Genomic DNA, 6,603 nt, shown 5'->3' with positions numbered 1-6,603 from the left:
GGCCGCGCGGGCGCGCGCGGCGCTGGACGGCCGCGATTTCGTGATACCCGACGACGTGAAGACGCTGGCGCCCGCGTTGCTGCGCCACCGGTTGATCCTGTCGCCCGCGGCGGAGATCGGCGGGCGCGCGATCGAGGATGTCGTCGCGCAGATCATCGAGACGATCGAGGCCCCGCGTTGATCTATCCGACCCGCATGGCGGTGCTGGCGGCGGCGATCGGAGTCCCGGTCACGCTGCTGGTCGCGATGCTGTTTCCGGCGACCTGGTATGCGGGTCTCGGCTGGCCGCTCGCCGTCCTGACGCTCGTCGTTGCCGATGCGGTGCTGGGGCGTGCGCAGGCGAGTGCCGTGCTGGCGCTGCCGCGATCGACGGCGGTCGGGGTTGCCCTGAGCGTGCCGATCGAGATCGGGATCGCGGCGCGGCGGGCCGTGAGTGCAGCGCAAGTCGCCCTCGCGCCCGATCCGCTGCTAGCGTTCGCCGACGCCGCGCCCCTTGACGTTGCGCTGGCGGCGGGCCGGGGAGCCGGGACGATCGCCATGACGCCGCTGCGCCGCGGCACGGCGCGGTTCGGCACGATCTGGGTGCGCTGGGCGGGGCCGCTCGGTCTGGCGTGGCGCCAGGCGCGGATCGACGGGGACCGGAGCTTGCCGATCCTGCCCGATATCGAGGCGGTGCGGCGGCAGGGCGCGCAGCTGTTCCAGCGCCATGCGGTGCAGGGCCTGCTGGCGCAAAGCGACCGCGGCGACGGCACCGATTTCGACGCGCTGGTCGAGTTCCGATCGGGTGTGGACCGGCGTGCGATCGACTGGAAACAGTCCGCCCGGCACAGGAAGCTCTATGCCAAGGAATACCGGACCGAACGTAACAGCCAGATCGTCTTCGCGATCGATTCCGGTCGGCAGATGTCGGAACCCGTCGGCGGTATCCCGCGTCTCGATCGCGCGGTCTCGGCGGCGCTGTTGACCGGGTGGCTCGCCTTGAAGATTGGCGACCGCGTCGCGCTGCACGCGTTCGATTCGCGCCCGCGTATCGCTAGCGGCTTCATCGGCGGGGCGGGGGCGCTGGGCGAACTCCAGCATCTTGCCGCGCGCATCGACTACAGCGGCGACGAGACCAACTATACCTTTGCGCTGACCACGCTGGCGGCGCGGCTGACGCGGCGGTCGATGATCGTGCTGTTCACCGAATTCACCGATCCGATCTCCGCCGACTTCATGGTGCAGGCGGTCGCGCGGCTGCTCAAGACGCATCTCATGCTGATCGTCGTCCTGCGCGACGACGAACTGGAGACGATCGTCGATCGCGCGCCCGAACAGCCCGCCGACGTGACCCGCGCGGTGACCGCCGCGGCGTTGCTGCGCGACCGGCGGCTGGTGCTGCTGCGCCTGCGCCGCCTGGGCGTCCATGTGATCGAGAGTCCGTACGACCAGGTCGCCGAACGGCTGGTCGAAGGCTATGTCGATCTCAAGCGGAGGAGCCTGTTGTGAGCGCGTTCGTCGATATCGCACCGCCGCTGCTCAACGCCAGCCGCTTCCGCGCCGCGCACGAACAGGACTGGACGCGACTGGAGTCGCTGCTCGGCCGGATCGAGAAGCGCTCGGTCCGCGTGCTGTCCGACGATGACCTGCTGGCGCTGCCGCTGCTGTACCGGTCCACGCTGTCGTCGCTGTCGGTCGCGCGCGAGACGTCGCTCGACCGCGCGCTGGTCGCCTATCTCGAGCAATTGTGCGCGCGCGCCTACTTCCAGCTCTACGGCGTGTCGGATTCGGCTTGGCGGGATCTCGGGCGCTTCTTCACCAGGGGATGGCCGACTGCGGTCGCTACGCTGTGGCGCGAGACTCTGGTCATGGCGTTCCTGACGGTCGCGGGCGCGGTCGCGGCCTACATGCTGGTCCGGGCCGATCCGACCTGGTTCGCAAGCCTCGTCCCCCCCGGGATGGCGGGCGGGCGCGATCCGAGCGCGTCGGTGGCAGCGCTGCGTGCGACGCTGTACCAGAGCAAGGACGACGGGCTGGGCGTGTTCGCGAGCTTCCTGTTCGGCCATAACGCCCAAATCGCGATCTTCGCCTTCGCGCTCGGTTTCGCCTTCGTTGTGCCGACCGCGCTGCTGATCTTCTACAACGGGCTGATGCTCGGCGCGATGGTCGCGGTGTTCGCGGCCAAGGGGCTGGGTCCGAACTTCTTGGCCTGGCTGGCAATCCACGGCACGACCGAATTGTTCGCGGTCATGATCGCGGGCGCGGCCGGGATGCGCATCGGCACCGCCATCGCGTTTCCCGGCGGGCAGGAACGGATGGAGGCGGTGGTCGCCGCCGGCCGCACCGCCGCGATCGCCACGGCAGGCGTGGTGCTGATGCTCGCGATCGCAGCGGTGCTGGAGGGCGTCGGTCGTCAGGTGGTGACCGGCGACGGTGCGCGCGCGGGGATCGGCGCGGCGATGCTCGCTGCGTGGCTGATCTATTATTGCGGCATGGGGAGGCGTCATGCGCACCGCTCGGCAGACTAAGGCACCCGTGGCCCGGCGCCGCAGCTTCGTCACGCCCGAAGGTGTCGACCTGCAGCTGGAACTGGGCGGGGCGGGGACGCGCGCTGCGGCGTTCCTGATCGACATGCTCCTGATGCTGGTCGTGCTGATCGCCGTGACGTTCGCCTTATCCGCACTGGATCACGCCACCCGCGCGGATATCGCCGAGATCCTGTGGCTGATCGGCGCATTCGTGTTGCGCAACGGCTGGTTCGTCCTGTTCGAGATGGGTGGGCGCGGCGCGACCCCGGGCAAGCGCGTGATGAAGCTGCGCGTAGTCGCGCGTGACGGCGCGCGGCTGACCGCGGGCGCCGTGCTCGCGCGCAACGCGATGCGCGAGATCGAGGTGTTCCTGCCGCTCTCGTTCCTCGGCGCGCACGCGGCGATGGGAACCGCGGATGCGTTCCTGACGATCTTCGCGTTGTTGTGGAGCGGCATCTTCCTGTTCTTCCCGCTGTTCAACCGCGACCGGTTGCGGATCGGGGATCTGGTCGCGGGAACCTGGGTGGTGCAGACCGCCGTCCGCACGCTGGCGGCCGATCTCGCATCGGCCGGCGGTCGGCCGCGACACGTCTTTTCCGAAGCGGCGCTGGCGCTGTACGGCATCTACGAATTGCAGGCGCTGGAAGACGTGATCCGTGGCGGCGACGATCTTGCCCGGATCACCGTCGCGGCGGCGATCCGGCGCAAGGCGGGGCTCCCCGACGATCGTGACGACGACGGCTTCCTCGCCGATTATTACGCCGCTCTCTGTGCTAGGTTGGAGGGCGGACTACTGGTGGGCCGACGCCGCCTCGACAAGCTCAGCGCCGTAAGCCAACCGTAGTTCGGACCGCGCGGTGATTGATAAAAACTGCGACCGCTGCCTAGAAGCTCTTGAGGCACTCTTATCTATTTTCGAGGCGCCGAAAGCGGGTGCCGCAAGACGACAAGAGGTCGGCCCAGGACCTGTAGAAATGTGCAATCCTCGCAGCACCCTAGAGCGCTGGACTGCGGCTTTCTGTGCGCGGCGGACTTACCTTCGTGATGAACAAATGGCGTAAGTTGAGTTGGTTAAGTGCGGCAGTAGTGGCCATCTCGCAATGGCGGCGGTCCCGCGAAACGCTCCTGCCTTGCTATCATACCCAGGTCAGATCGGGGGGCCTCACTCAAGTCGCTACCTAACTCCGCGTCTGCACCGTTCCTGCACATCTTTTCCCGAAAGTCTTCACGGAGTCATCATCTCGGCTGGGCATCGTTGCGGCAAACGGCTCCCGAAGGAGCCATTCGCCATGTCGTATCCCGACCATTCCCGCCCGGGCACAGGCGCACTTGTCGTCGCTAGTATCTTTCCCGCCATCGTGATCCTGATCGAACTGGTGACGGGGATCTGTGCCGGTGCGTTCTTCGATCCGGTGCCGACGATCGGCCATGTCGTCCTCATCTCCCTGGTACCGATCGTCAACTTTCTGCTCTGGCGCGCACTGCGGACGGAGGATACGGCGCCTGTGTGGTTGGTGATCGTCGGCGGCGTGAGTATCGCGGTGGCGGCGAGCTATAGTCTCTTGTTTCTGCCGATGCTGCCCTTCGCGTTCATCGCGATCATTCTCGTCGGTATCGGCTTGTTGCCGTTCGCCCCGCTCGCGGGACTAGTTTTTGCGGTTCGTTGGACGGGTGAAACGGCGGCATCGCGCGACTGCGGCGGCCGAATCGCTGTCGGCGGTGTCGCGTTGGGCGTGGTCGCGCTGCTGCTGGTCGATCTGCCCGCCACGATCACGCAGGTCGCCCTGGATCGCTATGACGGGAGCGTCCAGCGGCGGCGGAGCGCGGTGGCGCTCATGCGCGCCCTCGGCGACCGCGACATGCTGCTCCGCCAATCCTATGGCGATAGCGCACGTGCGAGCGGCGTCGCGAGCTTCCTCGTGTCCGCCTGGACCAACGGGGTGTTCTGGAACGAACAGCGCCGGACCGACGCGGCGCGCGAGCTTTATTACCGAGTGACGGGGAAGGCATTCAACGCCGCTGCGCGGCCGGGGTACGCCGTCGGCGATCGGACGAGGCTGTTCGCGTGGGACGATGACCAGGGCGGCGAGGCGGTCGGCGGGCGCGTGCCGGATCTGGCACTGGCGGGATCGCGTATCGACGGCGCGGTCGCCGCACGCGACAGTCTCGCCTATCTCGAATGGACGATCGACTTGGCCAACCGGGGCGACATACAGCGCGAGGCGCGTTTCAACATTGCGCTGCCGGAGGGGGCAGTCGCGTCGCGCGCGACCTTGTGGATCAACGGCGAGCCGCGCGAGGCGAGCATCGCCGGCCGCGGCGAGACGCGGGCTGCGTACAGGAAGGTGGTCAGCGCGTCGCGCGATCCCCTGCTGGTGACGACCGATGGCGCGCAACGTTTGCTTGTACAGGTCTTTCCGATCCAGCCGCGTGCGTCGATGCGGCTTAGGATCGGCGTGACCGCGCCGTTCGCGATCCGGCCGGACGGGCGCCGGACGCTGGCTTTGCCGACCATGGTCGAGCGCAATTTCGATCTCGACGCCGACCTGCGACACGCCATCTGGATCGAGGGGGACAGGGCGGCGCGCACGGCGCTGAACGATGCGGCTTTGCTTACCGGGCGAGTTCGCCTGACATTGCCCCCGGTGACGGTGCCATTGACGACGTTCGGCAGCATGGCGATGCAAGGCAAGGCTGCAGCTGTGTCGGTCGAGCAGCGGATCGTGCGGGAAACCTCATCACGCGGCCCGGTAATGCTGGTCGTAGACAGCGCAGCGGACATGGCGGCCATCGCCACCGCGCTGCCGGCTGCGTTGGAGGCGATTGCTCCCGGGCGTGTCGTCGGGCTGGTCGTCGCTGGCGACGAGCCCGGCTTCGTTATGCCGCGTCCCTGGTCGCGCGAGCAGGCTGCGGAGGTGCGCGCGGTGCTGGCGGGTATGAGCTTCCGGGGAGGACAGGACGACCGTGCCGGGCTTGCGGTTGCGCTTCAGGCGATGCCACGTGCCGATGCCACGCTGCTGTGGCTGCACGGTGCGCAGCCTATCCGGTTCACTTCGCCCGAGCCGGCGCTGGAGCAAGCGCTCGAGCGGCTTCCCGCGCTGCCGCGATTGGTCCGGTATCAGGTCGCACCAGGACGAGCGATGACGCTCGCCGGAAACCGCTGGTTTGACACGGCGCGATTGCCCTCCCCGAGCGGCGATGCAACGGCGGATCTCCGCATAATCCTAGCCGATGTTGGCGGGAATGCGCCGCGCTGGACGGTCGCGAGGACCGCGCTCGCTCGCGCTGCAATTACGGGGGCGCCGCATATCGTGCGGCTCTGGGCAGCCGAGCGATTAGCGGGGATGGGCGGCAGTCGGGGCAAAGCACGCGAGGGCGCAATAAGCCTCGCGCATCGGGTCAACGTGATCACGCCCGTCAGCGGCGCTGTCGTCCTCGAGACCGTTCACGACTATACCGCGAACGGGCTGCCGGTCCCCGATCCTGACGCGGTGCCTACGGTGCCCGAGCCGGAAACCTGGGCGCTCTTGATCCTGACGGCGCTGGCCGGCGCATGGCTGGTCAAACGACAGCGCGACTTGCGGGCGGTGGCGGCGTGATCCCCGCGCGGATCGCCGCCGTGATCGTCGCGGGCGGCGGTTGGCACGGCCTGTCCTTGCTGGCCGGTCGCGCCGACGGCGTCGGGCTCGCGACAACACTGGCGCTGCTCGCCGCGCTCGGCTGGGCGCTGGTCCACGCAACGCACGAAGTTCGAGCCGATGGGGTGGTCGCCGTGCTGGTCGCCAGCGCCGCTGCGGCTCTGACCAGCGTGGCGCTGATCGAGATCGGCGTGGTTGTCGCCGGGCTGAGCTGGAGCGCGATGCCGCGGTTGCGATGGCCGGTGCTGGCGCTGGCGCTGCTGGCGGTGCCGATCCTGCCGACGCTCGACATATTGGTCGCCGGACCGCTGCGCCGTGTCTCCGCGCTCCTGACAGCGGGGTTGCTAAGGATGAACGGGATCGGCGTCACGCTTGAGGGCGTCGCGCTAGAATGGCATGGCCGCGAACTACTGTTCGACGGGCCGTGCAGTGGTGTGCGGATGCTGTGGGCGCTCCTT

The 6,603-nt window shown here is 68.3% G+C and carries 5 protein-coding genes and 1 pseudogene; all 6 read left to right on the top strand.

Going from position 1 to position 6,603, the window contains the following annotated elements:
* Positions 1–181, top strand: a pseudogene (locus sphsw_RS15955) (AAA family ATPase); the annotation flags it as partial.
* On the top strand, positions 178–1,488 hold the full coding sequence (locus tag sphsw_RS15950; protein ID WP_031441492.1) for a DUF58 domain-containing protein: 1,311 nt from the start codon (positions 178–180) through the stop codon (positions 1,486–1,488). The pseudogene sphsw_RS15955 and the gene sphsw_RS15950, both read left to right, overlap by 4 nt.
* Positions 1,485–2,507 carry a stage II sporulation protein M gene (locus sphsw_RS15945; protein ID WP_031441491.1) on the top strand — a complete coding sequence of 341 codons (1,023 nt, stop codon included), beginning with the start codon at positions 1,485–1,487 and terminating at the stop codon, positions 2,505–2,507. Before sphsw_RS15950 ends, sphsw_RS15945 begins: the two co-directional genes overlap by 4 nt.
* On the top strand, positions 2,485–3,351 hold the full coding sequence (locus sphsw_RS15940) for an RDD family protein (RefSeq protein WP_031441490.1): 867 nt from the start codon (positions 2,485–2,487) through the stop codon (positions 3,349–3,351). The genes sphsw_RS15945 and sphsw_RS15940 overlap by 23 nt, the downstream gene beginning before the upstream one ends.
* 445 nt (positions 3,352–3,796) lie before the next feature.
* Positions 3,797–6,106: a VIT domain-containing protein gene (locus sphsw_RS15935; protein ID WP_031441489.1), complete on the top strand. Its 2,310-nt coding sequence runs from the start codon at positions 3,797–3,799 to the stop codon at positions 6,104–6,106.
* Positions 6,107–6,126: 20 nt separating this feature from the next.
* On the top strand, positions 6,127–6,603 hold a 477-nt coding region (locus sphsw_RS15930), incomplete at its 3' end, for an archaeosortase/exosortase family protein (protein WP_235188433.1).

This window comes from Sphingomonas sp. FUKUSWIS1 (assembly GCF_000733135.1).
Taxonomy (GTDB): Bacteria; Pseudomonadota; Alphaproteobacteria; order Sphingomonadales; family Sphingomonadaceae; genus Sphingomonas; species Sphingomonas aerolata.
This window is presented reverse-complemented; position numbering and strand designations above follow the sequence as displayed.